Origin of the sequence: Blautia sp. XA-2221 (assembly GCF_028767025.1) — a bacterium.
Lineage (GTDB): Bacteria > Bacillota > Clostridia > Lachnospirales > Lachnospiraceae > Blautia_A.
In genome coordinates, this window is record NZ_JAJQXX010000010.1 from 89,068 (window position 1) to 108,744 (window position 19,677).

Genomic DNA, 19,677 nt, shown 5'->3' on the forward strand with positions numbered 1-19,677 from the left:
GTTTATGTACAAAGTAGATTTAAACAGTGACCTGGGAGAAAGCTTTGGCAGTTATACCATTGGAAATGATGAAAAAGTGATCCCTCTGATCACCTCAGCCAATGTAGCCTGTGGCTACCATGCTTCAGATCCTGTTGTGATGGATAAAACTCTTGGCATGGCAAAAGCAGCCGGAATTGGTGTGGGAGCACATCCGGGATTTCCGGATCTTATGGGATTTGGAAGAAGGAATTTAAGTGTCAGCCCTGATGAAGCCAAGGCATATGTTCTGTATCAGCTTGGAGCGCTGGACGCATTCTGCAGAGTCCATCATATGAAAATGCAGCATGTGAAGCCTCACGGAGCTCTTTACAATATGGCTGCCAGAGATTATGAGTTGTCTTTTGCAATCTGCCAGGGAATTAAAGAGTTTGATCCGGATCTTATTGTTCTGGCGCTTTCCGGAGGCGAGCTTGCCCGGGCGGCAAAAGATCTGGGGCTTCGTACTGCTTTGGAGGTTTTTGCGGACCGCGCTTATGAGGAGGACGGTTCTCTTGTAAATCGCCGTAAAGAGGGCGCAATGATCACAGATGAGGATCTTGCGGTTTCTCGTGTGGTGCGGATGGTAAAAGAGAAAAAGGTTACAGCCATTACAGGAAAGGATATTCCTATTCAGGCAGATTCTGTGTGCGTTCACGGAGACGGAGCAAAGGCTCTGGCCTTTGTGGAAAAAATCCGCAGAGCTCTGACGGATGAGGGTGTGGAAATCTGCGCCCTTGACAGGATTGTGTAAATGTGAATAAAATAAGACAGAATCAGTTCAGAGCTTCTGGAGGGTTCTGTCTTACTTATTTTAAAAACAGGAAATTTTTTCTGTGACAATATCACGGAAATTTTTTCATGAAAACAGTATATTATAGAAAAGGCAGGTGAATGGAAATGGAACATGTAGTGATCATTGGCGCAGGTCCCGCAGGGATTTCCGCAGCCCTTTATACAGCCAGAGGAAATCTGGATCCCCTTGTGATCCACACAGGGATCGGAGCCCTTGAAAAAGCAGAAAAAATAGAAAATTATTATGGTCTGGAGAAACCGCTTTCCGGGCAGGAGCTTTTTGACAGAGGAATTTCCCAGGCGAAGGCTCTGGGAGTAAGAGTAATGGAAACCCAGGTTCTGGGGATCAGCGGATTTGATACTTTTACGATCCGGACAACAGACGGAGAGATAGAAACCGAAAGTGTGATCCTTGCTACAGGAAGTAAACGGGCAGCGCCCTCCATTCCGGGACTCAGGGAATACGAGGGAAAAGGTGTCAGTTACTGCGCCATCTGCGATGCCTTTTTTTACAGAGGAAAACAGGTTGCAGTTCTTGGAAACAGCGATTTTGCCCTCCATGAGGCAGAACAGCTGAAGAATGTGACTCCTTCCGTAACAATCTATACCAATGGCGAGGAGCCTGAGTTTTCAAGAGAGCATGATATTCAGGTGAATACCATGAAAATCCAGTCGGTAGAAGGTGAAAATACTGTTTCCGGCCTTCGGATGGATCAGGATATGAGCGCTTTGGATTGTAAGGACCGAAAGGATTCTTTTTATCCGGCTGATGGGATTTTCGTAGCGCTTGGAACTGCGGGGAGCGCAGAAATTGCCCGCCAGATGGGAGCTGAACTGACAGAAAAAGGAAATATCAGAGTAAACCAGGAAATGGAAACAACGATTCCGGGACTTTTTGCAGCAGGAGACTGCACAGGCGGTCTGCTTCAGGTAGCGACAGCAGTTTCAGAAGGCTGCGTGGCAGGAATCAGTGCAGGAAAATATATTCGAAGAAAATTCAAAAAATAAAGGAGCGATTGATTATGGAAATTACATTAACATCACAGAATTTTGAAGCAGAGGTACTTCAGTCAGAAAAGCCGGTTCTGGTGGATTTTTGGGCAACATGGTGCGGACCGTGTATGCGCCAGGCCCCTATTGTGGAAGAAATCGCAGCTGAGGGATATACAGTAGGGAAGGTTGATGTGGATCAGGAGCCTGCTCTTGCTCAGCAGTTTCAGATCATGAGTATTCCTACCCTGATTGTATTTAAGAATGGAAAAGAAGCAAACCGTATTGTAGGGCTTACCTCCAAGAATGACCTGCTTGCGCTTCTCAATGACTGAAGAGATCAGCGGGGAGTCTGACATATGAAAATTTTGCTGGCAGCATGCAACGCAAAGTACATCCACTCTAATCCGGCAGTGTATGATCTCAGAGCGTTTGCATCTGAATATAAAGAACATATACTTCTTGGGGAGTATACGATCAATCAGACAAGGGATGAGATCCTGAAGGATATTTACAGAAGCGGTGCAGAGGTGGTCTGCTTTTCCTGCTATATCTGGAATATTTCTTTTATCCGGGATCTGATCCCTGACCTCAAAAAAATACTTCCGGGTACGGCTTTCTGGGTCGGTGGCCCGGAGGTTTCTTTTGATGCGGAAAATTTTTTAAGGGAAATGCCGCAGGTGACAGGCGTTATGGTAGGAGAAGGAGAAGAAACTTTTCTGGAGCTGACCCGTTATTACATAGAAGGAAAAGGAGTACTGGCAGATATCCGGGGTATCGCATTCCGGGAAAAGGGTCAGATTTTTCACAACGGATGGCGGGATGTGATGGATTTAAGCAGAGTACCTTTTGCCTATGAGCAGACAGAAGATTTTGCAAACAGGATCATTTATTATGAGAGCAGCAGGGGATGTCCTTTTTCATGCAGTTACTGTCTTTCATCTATTGATAAAAAACTCCGATTCCGTGATCTTGAGCTTGTAAAAAAAGAACTTCAGTTTTTCCTGGACAAAAAAGTTCCTCAGGTAAAGTTCGTGGACAGAACCTTTAACTGTAAACATGACCATGCAATGGAGATCTGGAAATATATTCTGGACCATGACAATGGAGTGACGAACTTTCATTTTGAAATATCTGCGGATCTGCTTCGTGAGGAAGAGCTGGAACTGATGAGCAGGATGCGCCCGGGACTGATCCAGCTTGAAATCGGGGTTCAGTCCACAAATCCGGATACCATCTGTGCAATCCACAGGAATATGGATCTGAAAAAACTGGAAACATCTGTGGCACGTGTAAAAAGTTTTGGAAACATTCATCAGCACCTGGATCTGATCGCCGGACTTCCCTATGAAGATTATGAAAGCTTCCGCCGTTCTTTTGAACAGGTTTATCGTATGAAACCGGATCAGCTTCAGCTGGGATTTCTGAAAGTGCTGAAAGGATCCTCCATGTATCATGAGGCGCAAAAATACGAAATTGTGTATAAGGAAAAGGAGCCTTATGAGGTTCTGTCTACCGCCTGGCTTTCTTATAAGGATATTTTGAAGCTAAAAATGGTGGAAAGTATGGTGGAAGTGTATTATAATAGTGGTCAGTTTCGGAAAACACTTTCCTGGATTGAAACGTTTTATCAGGACATGTTTTCTTTTTATGAAAGTCTGGGAGCCTATTATGAGGAAAAAGGATATGAAGAGGTTTCCCATTCCAGACTCAGGCGTTATGAGATTCTTCTGGAATTTCTAAAAGAGAAGACTCAGCTTTCTGTAAATACAGTAGCTCAGTATATGGTATATGATCTTTATCTGAGAGAAAAGCTGAAAAAACGTCCGGTGTTTGCTTCGGATCAGAAACCTTATGAAGCATCTGTGCGAAATTACAGGAAAGCAAACAAGATTTCAAAAACCGCTCATATTGAAGTATTTGAGGATGGAAGCGCAGTTCTGTTTGACTATGAAAAGCGTGATCCTCTTACAAATAATGCCCTGGCGGAACTGATTTTTCCGAAACAGAACTCAGAAAGTAATGTATAAACAGAAATGTGATCTGTAACATAAAAGAGGTGACAAAAATGGGAATGTTTAATCCGAAAAAACGTAAAATAATTACAGCAGTGATTGCTATTATCCTTGTGCTTGCCATGGTAGTTCCAAGTATCCTGTCCATTCTTGCCTGACAGAGGAAATAAAAATGAAACTTGGACAAAAAGCAATGGAAGCATTAAAAGCTGAGATCACAGGTGAGCTGAAAGCAGGGGATGATCTGGTTGTTGTGGGAGACATTGCCCTGTCGGGAACTGCTCTGATTGCTGAAAAGGAAAAAGAAACTCTTAAATGCTATTTTTCAGAAGGTTTTCTCTGGGATGCGCAGAGAAGTCATTCTCTCTATGGAGCATATGAACTGGAGATTCTTCCGGGAAAATGGGAAAATCTTACCTGTGAGCAGCTGAATGAAAAAAATAAAGTCCGCGCAGAAAAATCCTCTGTGTGGAAAGCTGCCCGGAATATGGGCGCAGATGCACTCTGTGTTCTGGGAACAGGCGGCGTGCTTGCCGGACTCTGGAAAATGGCAGAGGCCGGGGAAACAGGAATTCAGGCAGATCTCCGTAAAATTCCTGTCCGTCAGGAAACCATAGAAATTTGTGAAAGGTTTGATCTGAACCCTTACAGACTTTTTTCTGAAGGGGCATTGCTGATCGGCACTCCAAACGGGACAGAACTTGAACTGTTCTGCAGGCAAAAGGGGATTCCTGCTGCGGTGATCGGGCAGGCTGTAAAAGGAAACGACAGGCTGCTGTACAGCGGAGAGAACTGCCGATACCTGGAACGGCCGGCAGAAGATGAACTTACAAAATTTTCCTGGGGAAGTTCCTGGAAAAAGAAAGGTCTGCTTCCGGGAAAACATAAGGAGAAACAGAAATGCTGAATATCGTACTTCATGAGCCGGAAATCCCGGCAAACACCGGAAATATCGGAAGGACCTGTGTGGCAACAGGAACCAGGCTCCATCTGATCGAGCCTCTTGGCTTCAGTCTCAGCGAAAAGGCATTAAAAAGAGCCGGAATGGATTACTGGAAGGATCTGGATGTTACCACTTATCTTGATTATGAGGATTTCCTGAACAGAAATCCGGGAGCAAAAATTTATTATGCCAGTACAAAAGCGCCTCAGACTTATGCAGAGGTCAGCTATGAGGAAGACTGCTTTATTATGTTTGGCAAGGAAAGCGCAGGCATACCGGAGGAAATTCTTCTTAAAAATCAGGAACGCTGTGTGAGGATTCCAATGATCAATGACATCCGTTCCCTGAATCTCAGTAATTCAGTAGCGGTGATCCTCTATGAAGCGCTGAGACAGCAGAATTTCAGTCATATGCAGCTGGAAGGTCAGCTTACGAAATATCACTGGAAATAAAAAATCAGACAGAATGCTTGTCTGTGAGAAGATTCTGTACTGAACAAAAATAAAAACTCTGAGATACATTCTGAATGTGGAATACCTCAGAGTTTTTGTTTTATAGAAAATTATACTGGAAAAACTTCTCTTTTAAAATACGCCCTGTATATTCATTATACAGGGACAGATCTGGAAAGAAAATGAAATAATTTTCAGAATATTTACAAATAAGAACTAAAATAAAAAAGAAAACCATTGATATTTATATAAAATATACAAATAATAATTGAAAATACATAGAAAAGATGGTAATATAATAAAAATATAACTTTGATAGACAGAGAAGATTCTGTATATATGGATAATGAACAAATTTTATGAGAATATAGAAACGGGATATTCTCGGATGTATAAAGGAGGCAGGGATATGGAGCTTGAACAGTATCGTGTGTATTCTGAAATGGCAAGAGGAATCCGAAAGGCTCCTCTTGTTTTGAAAAATGCGAATATTTTTTATGCACATTCAGGTGAATTCCGTAAAGGCGATGTGGCTGTTGCAGACGGGCTGATCCTTGGAACAGGAAGCTACAGCGGAGAGAAGGAGACAGATCTTACCGGAAAGTATGTCTGCCCGGGCTTTATTGACAGCCACCTTCATCTGGAATCCACTCTTGTGACTCCGGGAGAGCTGATCCGCCAGGCTGCGCAGTGTGGAACCACTACATTTATTGTGGATCCTCATGAATCTGCCAATGTGTCAGGAACAGACGGGATTGATTATATTCTGGAGCAGACAGAGGCTGTTCCGGCCAATGTGTATGTGATGATGCCCTCCTGCGTACCTGCAACTCATGTAGATGACAATGGCTGCACTCTGACGGCAGGAAAAATGAAAGGATATCTGGACAATCCGAGAATTTTGGGACTGGGAGAGGTGATGGACGCTGTTTCCGTGATCAATGGCAGTGTTTCCATGCATGAAAAGCTGGGACTGTTTCAGAATCGTATCCGGGACGGCCATGCGCCGTTTCTGGCAAAGGGAGAACTGGCCGCCTACGCTTTGGCGGGAATTTCAACGGACCATGAATGTGTGGATTATGAATATGCCATGGAAGAGTGCAGAAACGGTATGCAGGTTCTGATCCGGGAAGGCAGCGCGGCTCGCAATCTGGAGGCTATTATAAAAGGTGTTGTAAAAAACAATACAGATACTTCAGGGTTCTGTTTCTGCACAGATGACAAACATATTGAAGAAATACGGAGAGAGGGACATATTAATTATAATGTAAAACGTGCGGTACAGCTTGGGCTGGCTCCGGAAAAAGCTCTTAAAATGGCAACAATCCAGGCTGCCCGGTGTTATGGATTAAGGCATCTGGGCGCAATCGCTCCGGGATATCAGGCTGATCTTGTAATTCTGGATAATCTGAAGGACATGAACGTGCTGGAAGTCTATCATAAAGGCATTAAAATCCAGAAAGATGAGAAAGCTGAGATTCGTCCCTGTGCGCCATCTCTAAAAAATACAGTTCATTTAAAGAATTTCAGTGAAAATGACCTGAGACTTATACATACCGGTGAAAAAGCTCATGTGCTCCGGATGGTGGAGGGGCAGATTGTAACAGAGGATCTTGTGGAGGAGGTTCCTTTCCGGGAAGAAGGCGGAGAGAGGTTTTTTGCTGCAGACAGTGTTTACCAGAAAATTGCAGTGATTGAACGTCATAAGAATACAGGAAAAACAGGAGTAGGTATTGTAAAAGGCTTTGGAATCACAGGAGGCGCCATCGCGTCAAGTGTTTCCCATGATTCTCACAATCTTATTGTGATCGGAGATAATGACAGAGATATGTACCTTGCTGTACAGGAGCTTTTGCGAACTCAGGGCGGATATACTCTGGTGCAGAACGGAAAAGTTTATGAGACACTGCCGCTTCCGGTTATGGGCTTGATGAGTGATGAAGGATATGAAAAGGTAAACGCCCTTCTTGGAAAGATGATCCCCAGAGCCTATGAAATGGGCATAAAAAAAGGGTTTGATCCTTTTATCACGCTGTCCTTTATGGCGCTTCCGGTTATTCCTGAGATACGTGTTACTCCAAGAGGAATTTATCTTGTAAAAGAGGACAGAATCCTTTCCAGTCCTTTTGAAAAATAATTTTATCAACCCTGGAAGGATAAGAGAATATTACCGATAAATGAGGAAAAGCACGACAGGAAATAATTCCTATCGTGCTTTTTCCAGAGTAAAAATAAATTCTGTTCCAATGCCTTCTGTACTGATCACATTAATGTGCTGATCGTGGGCATGAATGATCTCTTTGACAATAGACAGTCCCAGACCGGTTCCTTTTTGATCTTTTCCTCTGGAAATATCGGTTTTATAAAAGCGTTCCCAGATTTTGGAAAGGCTTTCTTTTGGGATGCCGATTCCATGATCCTTGACAGAAACAAAAATTTTTTCATTTTTTTCGGTTGTTTCTATAATGATGGTTGAATGATCCGGGCTGAACTTGATAGCGTTGTTCAGCAGATTATGAAGTACCTGCTGGATCTGTTCCACATCTGCCCTGGCATACAGTTCTTTTCCGGAAAGGATCAGTTCAAGGAGAATATGATGTCTGGTGCAGTCGCCCTCGTAAGTGGCGGCTGCCTTTTTTATGGCGTCATTGATATCAAAGGTCTGAATGTTCAGGAGACGTTTGTGGATATCCAGTTCATTCAGGGTGAGAAGTCCTTTTGTAAGTTTTTCCAGACGGTCAGCCTCATAGGCAATGATCTTCAGGTATTTGTCCTGCATTTCCACGGGGATGGTTCCGTCCATCATTGCTTCCACATAACCTTTAATGGAGGTCAGAGGCGAGCGGAAGTCATGGGAGATATTGGAAATAAACTGTCTCTGATATTCTCCGTTCCGGTTCATTTTATCTGCCATGTAGTTTAGGTTATTGGCCAGATATCCAAGTTCATCATCTGTATACGCAGGGATTTTATAGGTAAGGTTGCCTCCGGCATACTCGGTAACTCCTTTTTTGATCTCTGAAAGCGGTTTGTATACATGCTGACGGAACACGATCAGGATCAGAGACATCAGTATATAGACAAGCAGGAAAAGAAACTGAAGCACAAAAAGATATCTGCCCCGCTGCTGGTAAAGGCTGCTCATCATGTAATGGATGGCAACATAGCCTTTTGTAGTCATGTTGTCCGTAATAGGAGTGATTACACTGAGACGTGCATCGTCTTCAAAATATCCGTAAAAATACCCAACCTGATAATAGGTGCTTCCCCAGATGGATGGATCAAAATTTTTAAGAGGAATCGGGTCTTCCGGTGCAATATCCTTTCGGGTACTCAGAACAACTTCGCCTCTGTCATTGATGATCCAGATAATGGTATTGGGATAGTCGGCAACCATGGTAAGTTTTTCGCGGATGCTGTCAAGGCTGGAAGCGGAAATATTGTACCGGATATCTTCATTTTCTGAGATGCGGCAGGCACTCTGATAGAGATCTGCACTGATATCTTTTTCCAGCATAGATTCGATCATATGGGAGCCTAACAGTGTGACCAGCAGAAAACCCAGGAGACCTACAAGAAGATAGACTGCCATGAATTTCCGGGACAGTTTTTTTTTCATCTGCTTTTTACCTCAAATTTGTAGCCGATACCCCAGACCGTTGCGATGCTCCAGCCGGGATGATCTTTGATTTTTTCACGGAGTCTTTTAATGTGGACATCCACAGTTCTTGTATCTCCGATATATTCATAGCCCCAGATGTGGTCAAGAAGCTGTTCTCTTGTAAAAACCTGGTTGGGAGAAGATGCAAGAAAATAAAGCAGCTCCAGCTCCTTTGGGGGCATGTCTACCTGTTTTCCCATATAGGTGACAGAGTAGTTGGTAAGATTGATGGTAAGGTCGGGATAGGATACTGATTTTCCGCCGGAAGCAGCAGACGGCTGTCTGACCTTAAAGCGGCGGAGAACAGCCCGGACACGAGCCACCAGTTCTTTTGCATCAAAGGGTTTGATGATATAATCATCTGCTCCCAGCTCAAGTCCAAGAACTTTGTCAAAGGTTTCGCCCTTTGCAGAGAGCATGATAATGGGAACATCCGAGGTATGACGGAGTTCTCTGCATACCTGATAGCCGTCAATTCCGGGCAGCATCAGATCAAGAAGAATAAGATCCGGGTGAAAAGAGTCGAATTCCCTCAGAGCCTGTTCTCCGTCATTTACGATTTTTGTTTCAAAACATTCTTTGGTAAGATACAGAGAAATCAGTTCTGCAATGTTATTATCATCATCGACGATAAGAATTTTCTGTTTGGATGTCATTAGACAACCCTCCCTCTGTTATTTAAAATCTACAATAGTCACGCCTGCGTCACCTTCTCCGAATTCGCCGAGACGGAAAGAGGAAACATGCTTCTGGCGGCGCAGATAGTCGTGGATTCCCTTTCTCAGGGCTCCTGTTCCCTTTCCGTGGACCACACGGACACTTTTCAGGTGAGCAATATAGGCATCATCCAGGTATTTGTCAAGTTCGGCAATGGCTTCATCTACGGTGCGTCCAAGAAGATTGATTTCTGTGGAAACGCTGGCAGATTTTGACATACGGATCTTTCCGGCGCCTGTTTTCTGAAGAGAAGGCGTGGTGATTACCGGCTCATCTACAAGTTCCAGATCAGAGAGATGTACTTTGGAACGGATAATTCCCATCTGCACAAAGAGGAAACCTTTGGAATCCGGACGGCTTCCCACAGTTCCTTTCAGATTCATACTGAGGACCTTAACAGAATCTCCCGGATGGATATCCTTGGCAGTAAGCTGCTTCTTCGGCTTTTTTGTTTCCTGCTTGTCGGACATATTTTTTTCCGCTTTGTTCATCCGTTTGCGGAGCTCCTGGCGCTCTTTTTCCACGGCAGCCGTATCCACATTATTTTTCTGGAATTTATGGAACAGCTTCATGGTCTGGTCTGCGTATTCTTTTGCATCCTCAAGAACTTTGTGAGCCTCTTCATTTGCCTGACGGAGAATACGGTCACGCTGTGCGTCCAGTTTTTCCTGGCGGGATTCCAGCTGTGCTTTGAGGGTTTTGATCTCCTCTTTGTAACGTGCGATCTCCAGTTTTTCGTTTTCGATGGTAACACGGTTTTCTTCCAGAGAAGAAAGGACATCCTCAAAGGATTCGTCCTGCTCGCTGATCTGTTCCTTTGCTCTTTCAATAATCTGATCGGAAAGTCCAAGCTTGGAAGAAATGGCAAAAGCGTTACTTTTTCCGGGAATACCGATCAGAAGGCGGTAGGTAGGACGCAGGGTTTCCACACTGAATTCACAGCAGGCATTTTCCACGCCCGGAGTAGAAAGAGCGTATACTTTAAGCTCGCTGTAATGCGTAGTCGCCATGGTGCGCACACCTCTTTCATGCAGGTAGGAAAGAATGGAAATGGCAAGCGCTGCGCCTTCTGTAGGATCCGTTCCTGCGCCCAGCTCGTCAAAGAGAACCAGAGAACGGGAATCTGCCTTTTCCAGAAAGGATACAATATTGGTCATATGAGAGGAGAATGTACTCAGAGACTGTTCGATGCTCTGTTCATCTCCGATATCTGCATAAATTTCATGAAAAAGAGCCAGCTCACTGCGGTCAAGAGCGGGAATGTGAAGTCCTGCCTGGCCCATAAGCGTAAGCAAACCAACGGTTTTCAGAGAAACTGTTTTTCCGCCGGTGTTGGGACCTGTGATAATAAGAAGGTCAAAATCATCTCCCAGACGGATATCAATAGGAACTACTTTCTTTTTGGGAATCAGGGGATGACGGGCTTTTTTCAAAAGCACGCGGCCCTCCTCATTAAAAACAGGTTCACTTCCGTTCATATCCATGGCAAGACCGGCTCTGGCAAAAATAAAGTCGAGCTGTACCATCAGCTCCAGGTTCAGAGAAATGGTTTTACGTTCTTCTGCAATCTGTTCACTTAAGCCTGCAAGAATGACTTCAATTTCTTTTTGTTCCTGAAGCTCAAGCTCACGCATGTCATTATTCAGTTTTACCACAGCCATAGGCTCAATAAAAAGGGTGGAGCCGGTGGAAGACTGATCGTGGATCATACCTGGAACCTGTCCTTTGTATTCCGCTTTGACCGGAATACAGTAACGGCCGTTCCTCATAGTGATCACGGAATCCTGAAGGTAAGTGCGGGCGCTTCCGTTTACCAGTCCGGAAAGCTGTGTATGGATCCGGTCATTGGTTATTTTCATATTCCTTCGTATCTGGCGCAGCGCAGAGCTTGCGTCATCACTGATCTCATCCTCTGAGAGGATGCATCTTCTGATCTCTGCCGACAAAGGTGTCAGAGGGGACAGCTGTTCAAACATACTGTCAAGAGAATCAGAAGGAAGGTCGCTTCGGTCACCTCTGGAATATGCCTTTACCCTGGAGGTGTTTTCCAGAAGAGAGCAGACAGAAAGAATTTCCATAATGCTCAGAGAACTTCCTATTTCCAGTCGTTTCAGTGAGCCGCGGATATCCTTTACACTTCCAAAAGAAACAGAACCTTTCTGAAACAGACGGGTCAGAGCATCTTTTGTCTGAGTCTGCATGAGACGGATCTTATTTATATCAGTAGAAGGCAGAAGTTTCCGGCACAGCTCTTTTCCCATAGGAGAAGAAGCCTTTTCTGTAAGCTTTTCTATGATTTTTGGATATTCAAGTGATGTTAATGCTTTTTGATTCATAATATTTGTCGCTGCCAGAAGCAGCATCTCCTGTAAATTCTGATAGTATTTAGTCTTTTATCATATCAGATTCTGATGTTTTTTTCCAGATGAAACACAGAATCGGAAATAAAATTATTCTGATAAACTTATCATACATGATTTATTTCATAATGAAAAGGAAAAAGTATGTTTTTGTTAATAAAAAGTTCATAAATTTTTGCTAAAATACACTTAAATTATCTGGTTTATGGGAGAATAGTTATGGTTGATAAAAAGGATCAGGACTATCCATTTATAAAAGAAACAATAAAAGAACGACCCATAGATAAAAAGACAGTGTTACGCAGACTGGCAATGGCTGCTGTCTGTGGAATTGTATTCGGGATCTGTGCAGTTGTAACAGTTATGACTTTTATGCCTGATATTTTCAGGCAGCTTGAAAAAGAAGCAAAAAAACCGGAAATGGTCCAGCTGTCGCCTCCGGCCCAGTCAGATTCTGTACAGAAAAAAGAATCACAGACTGCGGAAACTGTACAGCAGACAGAAACAGAAGACGGGGAATCGGCAGAACATCTGAAAAAAATATACAGCACCATCAGAGATATTGCAGAGGAGCCCCGAAAGGCGTTGGTCCATGTGACAGGACTTACGGATACCGAAGATCTTCTGGATGATTCTCTTCTTACTTATGGGGATGAAGAGGGAATTGTTTTTCTGAAAAACAAGGATGCTTTCTACATACTAACAACATCGGATGAACTGGATAAAGCAGAAAAGTTTAAGATTACGTTTTCAAACGGAGTGATGGCAGAGGGAACTTTGTGCGGCGCAGATCCTCGTACCAACCTGGTGGTTGTCAGGGTTCCGGTAAGGAATATAGAGGAAGAGTACAGAGATGAGATCACGGCAGTTACGTTATCTTCCGAATCCAGCCAGCAGCAGACAGAGCCGGTGATTGCCATCGGAAGTCCAAATGGAGATACCAATTCTCTTATTTATGGAAATATCACTTCTGTTTCAGGGAAACTTACCATTCCGGATGCAGAATATACGCTGATCACAACAGATATGGCTGCCGGAAATGACGGAGGCGGTGTCCTTCTGGATATGGATGGAAAGATGATAGGTATTATTCTTTCCCATGAGGATGAAGAAAGTACGGTGATCCGCGCAGTGTCCGTGGCACAGCTGGGGGTTCTTATGGAAAAACTTTCCAATGGAAAATCCATCTGTTATGTGGGACTGATCGGAAGCACAATTTCTCAGATGCAGTCTGAAAGCAGAGGCATTCCCGGAGGAGTTTATATTGACCGGGTGGAAAGCAATTCTCCGGCTATGGCTGCAGGTGTCCAGAGCGGCGACATTCTTCATAAGATGAATGGCAGGGAAATAACCACAATGCGGGAATACAGCGAGCTGCTTCAGAATATGAAGCCGGGGCAGCAGGCAGAACTTACTGTGTACCGCAAAAATCCGTCAGGACAGTATGTGGATGTGGAACTTGAAGTACTGATAAAACAAAAATAGAGAGGCAGAAAAAGAAATGCGTTTTATTAATGAATTACACGAAGGCGACAGAATCAGCGGAATTTATCTGTGCAAACAGAAACAGTCAGCAGTGACCAAGAACGGGAAACCATATGACAGCGTTATTTTACAGGATAAGACAGGAACGCTGGACGGAAAGATCTGGGATCCTAATTCCCTGGGAATTGATGAATTTGACTCGCTGGATTACATAGATGTTGTAGGAGATGTCACAAGCTTTGCAGGGGCCATGCAGGTAAATATCAAACGTGTGCGAAAAGCCGGAGAGGGAGAATATGATCCGGCAGATTATCTTCCGGTCAGTGAAAATAGTACAGACGATATGTATCGCCAGCTTTGCGACATGATTGGCACCGTAAAAAACTCTTACCTGAATACTATCCTCAGGAAGCTGTTTGTGGAAGATCAGGAGTTTATAAAAGCTTTTCAGGGTCATTCTGCGGCCAAAACAGTCCATCATGGATTTATCGGAGGTCTTATGGAGCATACGTTAAGTGTGGCAAGGCTCTGCGATTATATGGCAGGTGCTTATCCTCTTCTGAAAAGAGATCTTCTGATCACAGCAGCCCTTTTACATGATATTGGAAAAACAAAAGAGCTTTCTGCGTTTCCACAGAATGATTATACAGATGAAGGCCAGCTTCTGGGACATATCATCATTGGTTCCCAGATGATTCATGATCTGGCAAAAGAAATTCCGGATTTTCCGGAAGTGTTGGAAAATGAACTGATTCACTGTATTCTGGCTCATCACGGGGAACTGGAGTATGGTTCTCCCAAAAAACCTGCCCTTGTAGAGGCGGTTGCTCTTAACCTGGCGGACAATACAGATGCCAGAATGGAGACACTGACTGAGATTTTTGCGGCAGATAAAGGCAAAAAAGACTGGATTGGATACAATAGATTTTTTGAATCAAATTTAAGAAGAACAGGAGAAGTGTAATCCTCATGGAATATCGTAAAAATGATATAGTTACGTTAGATATTGTGGATTGCGGTACAAATGGTGAAGGCATCGGCAAAGCTGATGGCTTCACTGTTTTTGTAAAGGACGCAGTCATTGGAGACAGAGTTACAGCCAAGATCATGAAAGCAAAAAAGAACTACGGATATGGAAGGCTTATGGAAATCCTGACCCCTTCTCCAGACCGTGTGGAACCGGTATGTCCCTCTGCCCGTCAGTGCGGCGGCTGTCAGCTTCAGGCGCTTTCTTATGAAAAGCAGCTGGAATTTAAAGCGGCTAAGGTTCGTGGACATCTGGAACGGATCGGCGGTTTTACGGACCTTCCCATGGAGCCTGTCCTTGGTATGGAAGAGCCGTTCCATTACCGCAATAAAGCACAGTTTCCGGTAGGGCGGAACAGGGATGGCAAAATTGTCACCGGTTTTTATGCAGGACGTACACACAGCATCATTGAAAACAGAGACTGCGCCCTTGGAGTTCCCCAGAACAAAGAGATTCTGGATCGTGTGATCGGCTATATGGAAACCTATGGTATTTCTTCTTATGATGAGGCTACGGGGAAAGGTCTGATCCGTCACGTTTTTACTCGCTGCGGCTATCATACAGGAGAAATCATGGTCTGTATTGTTGCCAACGGCAGTAAGCTTCCATATCAGCAGGAGCTGGTGGAATCTCTGAGAGAAATTCCGGGTATGGTCAGCATTACACTGAATATCAATAAAAACCGTAATAATGTGATCCTGGGAGAAAAAATCCAGGTTCTCTGGGGACAGGAATATATTACAGATAAAATCGGAGATATTTCCTACCAGATTTCTCCGCTGTCTTTTTATCAGGTGAATCCTCAGCAGACATGGAAGCTGTATTCCAAGGCTCTGGAGTATGCAGACCTTCACGGAGAGGAGACTGTGTGGGATCTTTACTGCGGCATTGGAACCATCTCACTTTTTCTTGCGCAGAAGGCAAAATTTGTTCGCGGTGTGGAAATTGTGCCTGCGGCCATTGAAGATGCCCGCCGCAATGCTCGACTGAATGGAATCCGGAATGCAGAATTTTTTGTGGGAAAGGCAGAAGAAGTCCTTCCGGATTACTATGCAGATTATGCCGCACACCATCCGGGAGAAAACGCCCGGGCCGATGTGATTGTTGTAGATCCTCCCAGAAAAGGCTGCGATGAAGTGTTGCTTGATACGATCGTAGAAATGCAGCCGGACAGAGTCGTGTATGTAAGCTGCGATTCCGCCACCCTGGCAAGGGATCTGAAGTACCTGTGCGAGAGAGGGTACCAGGTGAAGAAGGTGTGCCCGGTGGATATGTTCCCGATGACGGTACATGTGGAGACGGTAGTTCTTTTGTCCCAACAGAAGCCAGATGACACGATAGAGATCGACTTAGACCTGGATGAGTTGGATGCCACCAGTGCCGAGTTGAAAGCAACCTATCAGGAAATCAAAGATTATGTGCTGAAAGAATTTGGCTTGAAGGTTTCAAATTTATATATTTCTCAGGTAAAACGCAAATGTGGAATTGAAGTGGGAGAGAACTATAATCTTCCAAAATCAGAAAATGCAAGAGTTCCACAATGCCCGAAAGAGAAAGAAGATGCTATCAAGGCTGCCCTGAAATATTATGCGATGATCTAAGGACATCGCTGATTTCAAGGAGGAATAACACATGAAAAGCACATTTGAAAAAATGGGTGGAACCTACACACTTGGCGCAGACGGAATTTACTATCCGAATCTTGTCAGTACAGATGAAGAACCGCATTATGGGAAATATGGAATAATGCGAAAAACATATCTGAAAGAGCATCGTCCGGCAATGTATTCACTGTATATGTTGGAAGACAGACTGACAGAACATCTGAATACTGTGGACGATGAAGCACAGGAGAGAATGGATATTCTGATGCGTCAGATGATGGAGAGGCAGGGCATTACGGAAGAATTGAAAGCTTGTGATCAGATGGAATGGGTCAGAGCGGTAAATGGTATTCGTAATATGGCAGAAGAGATTGTGTTAAAAGAATTGGTCTATATTTAAAGTGTGGAAAGCTCCTTCGGGAGCTTTTTACCGTTTCTACAAACAATTTTTTCACGTGTCGGAAAGCAATCTATTTACATGGAACAGATGCAGAGCGAGAAAATATTGGAAGGTTATGATTCTTGATCAGCTTTTTTGCTATTGCTCTTTTAAAGATGGTAAAAAAACAAGTGATATGGTAAAATAATACTATTAGATTGAACAGACAGAAATGAGGAAAGTTGATGAATTAAGAAATGTAATTGCAAATCAATTTGCCTGCGAATATAAGGCTTATGACTTTGGGGAAATCTGTAATGCATTCATTGATGATTTGATTAGATTAATGGAAAATAGTATTAAAAATGAACAAGGCAATTTTTAGTTGACATAAGGAGAACAGAAAAATATGAAAAAATATTACGCAGAAAGACATGGTTTACTTACAAAGCAACTACAGATAGATTTTGATGAGTTATTACAGTATTTCGGACAGGTATATAAATATTTTTGTGATAAAGAGTATTTTGAAGTGGCTACAAGAGGGGTGTGGAGGCAAATTCCTTATACGCAGGATTCGGAGCAGATTTTACCACCAAGTTTGTTGCCATCACCGGAAGTGTATTTTGCAACATGCTTACAGGATAAAGAGGTTTGGCCAATTTGGCAATATCTTGAAGAATATGATGAGCAGACATTGTTTTCAGTGATTGAGATTTTATACGACCATATTGGTGTTTATAACTATGAAACAGATCAGTTTGAAAATGAAGCACAAAAGGAAGAATTTGCTGAACAAATTAATAATATCTTACGTGCATATAAAGAGGGATATTATCTTGAACCGACAAATGGATTTATAATGCAAATACCTAACGGTGCGTTGCGTGAACAGTTAGAATATGACGGTTCTGATTTACCCGATTCAGTATATGAGCAATTAGCAACAGCCACAGAAATGTATTATCGTTTTGATGCCAATTTGGAACAGAAAAAGAAAGCTATTAATATTCTTGCCGATATTTTGGAAAGTGAACGTGAAGAAGTAAAAGATACTTTAAATGCTGAGTATGAAGTTCCTAAAAATGAACATGATAAGTTGATTTTTGGTATAGTTAATGGTTATAATATTCGCCATAATCGTGCAGATCAAAAGAACGATTATAGCAAAGAAATATGGTATGATTGGATGATGCAATATTATACAAGCGTAATAATAGCATTTTACAAGTTGAAAAATAAGTATACCGATATTGATTTTTAAATGGTGAGTTAAATGATATCTCCCTAAGTGGAGTATAAACCTTTTCTCAAAAGGTGATGGTTTCGCTACTTAGCATAAAAAGTAACTTAGAAGTTTCAGAATTAAGTTAATCGTGCCATATGGCTTGATTATAAAAGCAAAGATAAAAACGCAACGTACATCTTTGATGTACCAGAGCCGGTAGGTAGCCCGGCCGTCCTATATAAATAGGGTAAGTAACCTGCCCCTCCGGGTTGTCCATTCTTTGTTCAATCATTTTTAGGAGGGATTCTTATGGACAAAGTAAATGGAAAGCTGACAGTATTTTTTGAAGAGCCGTTTTGGGTGGGAATCTTTGAACGCATCGAAGATGGTAAACTATCTGTGGCAAAGGTAACATTTGGTGCAGAGCCAAAAGATTATGAAGTACAGGAATATATTCAAAAGTGCTATTTCAGTTTGAAATTCAGTCCGGTTGTTGAAACTGTTGTAAAGGATATCAAAAGAAATCCGAAACGGATGCAGCGGGAAGCAAAGAAGCAGATGCTGGAAATAGGCATTGGTACAAAATCGCAACAGGCGTTGAAATTACAACAGGAACAGAACAAGCAGGAACGTAAAGAGAAAAGCCGCAAGAGAAAAGAGGCAGAAGAGCAGCGAATGTTTGAACTGAAACAGCGAAAGAAAAGAGAAAAGCATAAGGGACATTAAAGTTCCTTGGGCTTTTACTCAAATCGTAAATTGTTGAATAAAGCTTTCGGGGGTGTTTCTATGAAGAAAAAAGTACTTGCAATTATGTTAGTTGCTGTATCAATCATGTTGATTTCGGCGTGCGGAAAAAAAGAAAAACTGTACGAAATTCCTGATTTATCGCAGTATAAGACAGATTATGTAGGAGATTCTTAGGTCAGTTTACAAGGAACTACACGCAGACCGTGAAACGGGCTGCTGACAACAAACGGCGCTATGCTCCCGGCTGGGTGCATAGCACCTGTTTGTTGCGGGGGTTTCCAAAGGGGGCAGCGCCCCATTTGGCACACGACTTTGCGGAGCAAAGTGTAGTGTGTTATACGCTCTGTCGGCGTTGCCCTGAAAATACCGTTGCCGCCGGGGAGGGCAAGGGCATTTGACGCGGCAGGAAAGCAGGGCTTTGTTTGGGGCTGGTAAGCCGGAAACAAAGGGCTGATTTCAGCAGCAGACAGGGCGTATTATGAAAGCCCCCGTCCCTCGTCCTCCGCCCCCGGCCTATGGGACAAAAAGTCCCAAAGCTCTGGACACCGTGACCAGATGTGTGGCCACACTCCGGGAAAAGTAGCAGGACGGCAGGAAACCGTCAAGGCTGAAATGAATGGGCTGACGCCCGGCCTTGACCGTTCCCCGCCGCCCCGCTGGATGGGTGGACAAGGTGGCCAATCCCTAAAAGTGTTTGGCCGCACTCGTTCATTTTGGGGCCTTTCTTCTCCCAAAATTGAAATGGGCGGGAAAGCCCTAAAATGGCTTTCCCGCCTTGATTACCCATTAGCAAAGACGGGCGAGACTGTCAACGGCGGCGCTGAAAGCGCCGTTCATCTTGACCGTTGACTGGCTCGCCTGGCTTTGCTACTGCCCGTAAGAGATGGAAAAACAAGATGGAAAACAAGGTTAAAAATGGTTGACAAGTCTATCGGATGTGTGTTATACTGTGCGACAGTTTGAGATTGGAAGGAGGCTTACGTGTGTTAATTTGTGTACGCTAATAAGCAATAAAAAGTAGAAGTACCTTTCCACATGATGGTGGGCTTTTTTTGCGTGCGTATGCAAAGGAACACGTAGGTTTGACACGAGCAGTCTTTGAACTGTATCGTGGTGTTTTTTCGTGCTTTGTTGTTATGCAGGCGTCTGCCCTCTCTGTGGGACAACGCCTGCTTTTTATTGTTAGGGCAAGGCCCTGTTTTACATTGTGGAGTTTTTCGTTGTTCCGAAAAACGAAACTTTGAAAAACAAATAAA

Annotated in this window: 17 protein-coding genes and 1 pseudogene; 15 read left to right on the forward strand and 3 right to left on the reverse strand. The window is 43.5% G+C overall.

All coding sequences use genetic code 11. The features are described 5' to 3' along the window. Positions 1-4: 4 nt before the first annotated feature. From LU279_RS09630 to ade, 7 genes are all read left to right on the forward strand, one after another. Positions 5-772 carry a LamB/YcsF family protein gene (locus LU279_RS09630; RefSeq protein ID WP_274422325.1) on the forward strand — a complete coding sequence of 256 codons (768 nt, stop codon included), beginning with the start codon at positions 5-7 and terminating at the stop codon, positions 770-772. Between the two features lie 146 nt (positions 773-918). Next, positions 919-1,821, forward strand: coding sequence for an NAD(P)/FAD-dependent oxidoreductase (locus LU279_RS09635; RefSeq protein ID WP_274422326.1), 903 nt, complete (start codon positions 919-921; stop codon positions 1,819-1,821). Between the two features lie 14 nt (positions 1,822-1,835). Further along, positions 1,836-2,138, forward strand: coding sequence for a thioredoxin (trxA, locus tag LU279_RS09640; RefSeq protein WP_274422327.1), 303 nt, complete (start codon positions 1,836-1,838; stop codon positions 2,136-2,138). Between the two features lie 24 nt (positions 2,139-2,162). Next, complete coding sequence (locus LU279_RS09645) at positions 2,163-3,833, forward strand: B12-binding domain-containing radical SAM protein (RefSeq protein ID WP_274422328.1); 1,671 nt, start codon at positions 2,163-2,165, stop codon at positions 3,831-3,833. A 157-nt stretch (positions 3,834-3,990) separates the two neighbouring features. Beyond that, entirely contained in the window at positions 3,991-4,725 is a 735-nt protein-coding gene (locus tag LU279_RS09650) for an AIR synthase-related protein (protein ID WP_274422329.1), read from the forward strand. After that, a complete protein-coding gene (locus LU279_RS09655; protein ID WP_274422330.1) occupies positions 4,719-5,213 on the forward strand; it encodes a tRNA (cytidine(34)-2'-O)-methyltransferase in 495 nt (164 codons plus the stop codon). Before LU279_RS09650 ends, LU279_RS09655 begins: the two co-directional genes overlap by 7 nt. 409 nt (positions 5,214-5,622) lie before the next feature. Continuing rightward, a complete protein-coding gene (ade, locus tag LU279_RS09660; RefSeq protein ID WP_274422331.1) occupies positions 5,623-7,350 on the forward strand; it encodes an adenine deaminase in 1,728 nt (575 codons plus the stop codon). Between the two features lie 69 nt (positions 7,351-7,419). Here ade and LU279_RS09665 read toward each other — a convergent pair whose 3' ends face one another. Genes LU279_RS09665 through LU279_RS09675 form a run of 3 tightly spaced genes read right to left on the reverse strand, consistent with a single transcriptional unit; the run spans position 7,420 to position 11,927 of the window. Further along, on the reverse strand, positions 7,420-8,832 hold the full coding sequence (locus LU279_RS09665; RefSeq protein WP_274422332.1) for a HAMP domain-containing sensor histidine kinase: 1,413 nt from the start codon (positions 8,830-8,832) through the stop codon (positions 7,420-7,422). Beyond that, on the reverse strand, positions 8,829-9,530 hold the full coding sequence (locus LU279_RS09670; RefSeq protein ID WP_274422333.1) for a response regulator transcription factor: 702 nt from the start codon (positions 9,528-9,530) through the stop codon (positions 8,829-8,831). Before LU279_RS09670 ends, LU279_RS09665 begins: the two co-directional genes overlap by 4 nt. 18 nt (positions 9,531-9,548) lie before the next feature. Continuing rightward, positions 9,549-11,927 (reverse strand): endonuclease MutS2, encoded by a 2,379-nt coding sequence (locus LU279_RS09675; RefSeq protein ID WP_274422334.1) that lies wholly within the window; start codon positions 11,925-11,927, stop codon positions 9,549-9,551. A gap of 243 nt (positions 11,928-12,170) precedes the next feature. Here LU279_RS09675 and LU279_RS09680 point away from each other — a divergent pair, with 243 nt between their 5' ends. From LU279_RS09680 to LU279_RS09715, 8 genes and pseudogenes are all read left to right on the forward strand, one after another. Beyond that, positions 12,171-13,436 (forward strand): S1C family serine protease, encoded by a 1,266-nt coding sequence (locus tag LU279_RS09680; RefSeq protein WP_274422335.1) that lies wholly within the window; start codon positions 12,171-12,173, stop codon positions 13,434-13,436. 16 nt (positions 13,437-13,452) lie between these two features. Further along, on the forward strand, positions 13,453-14,400 hold the full coding sequence (locus tag LU279_RS09685) for a 3'-5' exoribonuclease YhaM family protein (protein ID WP_274422336.1): 948 nt from the start codon (positions 13,453-13,455) through the stop codon (positions 14,398-14,400). A 5-nt stretch (positions 14,401-14,405) separates the two neighbouring features. Further along, on the forward strand, positions 14,406-16,064 hold the full coding sequence (rlmD, locus tag LU279_RS09690; RefSeq protein ID WP_274422337.1) for a 23S rRNA (uracil(1939)-C(5))-methyltransferase RlmD: 1,659 nt from the start codon (positions 14,406-14,408) through the stop codon (positions 16,062-16,064). A gap of 31 nt (positions 16,065-16,095) precedes the next feature. Beyond that, the gene (locus LU279_RS09695) at positions 16,096-16,467 is read left to right on the forward strand and encodes a TnpV protein (protein WP_168932955.1); all 372 of its coding nucleotides are present in this window, start codon (positions 16,096-16,098) and stop codon (positions 16,465-16,467) included. 211 nt (positions 16,468-16,678) lie between these two features. Further along, on the forward strand, positions 16,679-16,831 hold the full coding sequence (locus LU279_RS09700) for a hypothetical protein (protein ID WP_015560106.1): 153 nt from the start codon (positions 16,679-16,681) through the stop codon (positions 16,829-16,831). A 24-nt stretch (positions 16,832-16,855) separates the two neighbouring features. Continuing rightward, complete coding sequence (locus tag LU279_RS09705; RefSeq protein ID WP_015560107.1) at positions 16,856-17,710, forward strand: hypothetical protein; 855 nt, start codon at positions 16,856-16,858, stop codon at positions 17,708-17,710. 273 nt (positions 17,711-17,983) lie between these two features. Then, the gene (locus tag LU279_RS09710; protein ID WP_055215974.1) at positions 17,984-18,400 is read left to right on the forward strand and encodes a YjdF family protein; all 417 of its coding nucleotides are present in this window, start codon (positions 17,984-17,986) and stop codon (positions 18,398-18,400) included. Between the two features lie 60 nt (positions 18,401-18,460). Continuing rightward, positions 18,461-18,592 (forward strand): annotated as a pseudogene (locus LU279_RS09715) (DUF4825 domain-containing protein); the annotation flags it as partial. Between the last annotated feature and the right edge of the window lie 1,085 nt (positions 18,593-19,677).